This window comes from Listeria rocourtiae subsp. hofi (assembly GCF_963575615.1).
Classification (GTDB): domain Bacteria; phylum Bacillota; class Bacilli; order Lactobacillales; family Listeriaceae; genus Listeria_A; species Listeria_A hofi.
This window is the reverse complement of record NZ_CAUYTL010000084.1, coordinates 1-1,359: the sequence shown is the minus strand read 5'-3', so window position 1 is coordinate 1,359 and position 1,359 is coordinate 1. Positions and strand designations below refer to the sequence as shown.

Here is a 1,359-nt window from a genome sequence, read left to right as displayed (position 1 = left end):
TTCATTGTATCAAAAAAGAAAAACTGTATAAACAATGAACTAAGATTCATTATTTACACAGTTTATTTTACACTCCCTAATCCAAAATCCTGCTACTAAACCAATGATGGAACCGATTAATCCTAATACTAATTCTGCTGTTCTTGACATATTTTTATCCCCCTGTCTGATGAATTCTTAAGAAGAATGCTGTAGCTCCTCATAAAAATTCTCTTATGTTCCGTACATCAACATACGTACAAAGTAATTTTACCCTATTTTTAAAAAGAGTAACCTTGATTTGAAAGGTTTTTAAAATAATTATTAATTGTAACTAAAAATGATGTTTGTTATTTGTCACTGGACATGGTATGTTGGAAAGAAAAGGAGAGGCGATAGACATGCAACTTTATATGAGTGAAGTGGAATCCCCGCTCGGGAAGCTTTATCTTGGTGTAACGGAGAAGGCTGTGAAGTATATTGCGTATGATGAGGCGACTTTTTTGCAGCAAGGCATGGATTTTAAGTTAGAGGAGAATGAAATGATGAAGCGATTGAAGGTCGAGTTGGGTGCTTTTTTTGTTGGAGAAATAGATAGTTTCACAGTGCCACTGGAAGTGCGTGGGACGGATTTTCAGATGAAGGTATGGCAGTCTTTGCAGCAGATTCCGTATGGTGCAGTGGTTTCCTACAAGGACATCGCAGAGCGGGCCGGGAGTCCAAAAGCTGTGAGAGCGGTTGGCCAGGCGAACCGTGCGAATCCAATTCCGATTATTATTCCATGTCACCGCGTGATTCAAGCTGGTGGGAAGCTAGGTGGTTATAATGGGAGTGATGTTGACCGGAAAAGATGGTTATTGAATCGCGAAATGCCTTTTTAGAATGTTATTATAAATTTCACGGCTCGTTCATAATTTTTTCTTATTTATTGGATAAGATAATTATATAGTGAAAGGAGCTGGAATTACATGAATAATGAATTTGAAACGGCACCGAAGAAACAAGTGAATAAATGGAAATGGAGTACTATTATTGTGAGTATTGTTTCTGTTATGACGATATCATTTATGGGGTTTGCACTTTTTAATCAAAATCAAGCGGAGATGAATAAAGATGGAAATATGCCAAGCAGCGGACATTCACAGATGGGTGGAACCGATGAGACATACGGAACGCCACCGAGTGGGGGACCGAGAAGTCAACAAGGCGGTGGCACATCAGGTTCTAGTGATGATACAGATGCGAATTCAGGTGCTTCATTGAATCCAGATTCAAGTTCATCATCTAATGCTATATAATGCAAAAAAGAGGATGGGACAAAAGTTGATCTACAAATCAACGGATGTTCCATCCTCTTTATATGTATATAGAAATAAGTAC

General features: G+C 38.3%; 2 protein-coding genes. Both read left to right on the top strand.

Annotated features, from left to right (window positions below):
- The first annotated feature begins 380 nt into the window (after positions 1–380).
- Positions 381–860, top strand: coding sequence for a methylated-DNA--[protein]-cysteine S-methyltransferase (locus R8925_RS15805; protein WP_430536742.1), 480 nt, complete (start codon positions 381–383; stop codon positions 858–860).
- Positions 861–947: 87 nt separating this feature from the next.
- Positions 948–1,277 (top strand): hypothetical protein, encoded by a 330-nt coding sequence (locus tag R8925_RS15800; protein WP_430536741.1) that lies wholly within the window; start codon positions 948–950, stop codon positions 1,275–1,277.
- Positions 1,278–1,359 lie beyond the last annotated feature (82 nt).

Excerpts from the sequence above, each read along its gene's own strand:
- R8925_RS15805 (WP_430536742.1), top strand. The coding sequence starts at position 381 with ATGCAACTTTATATGAGTGAAGTGGAATCCCCGCTCGGGAAGCTTTAT.
- R8925_RS15800 (WP_430536741.1), top strand. The coding sequence starts at position 948 with ATGAATAATGAATTTGAAACGGCACCGAAGAAACAAGTGAATAAATGG.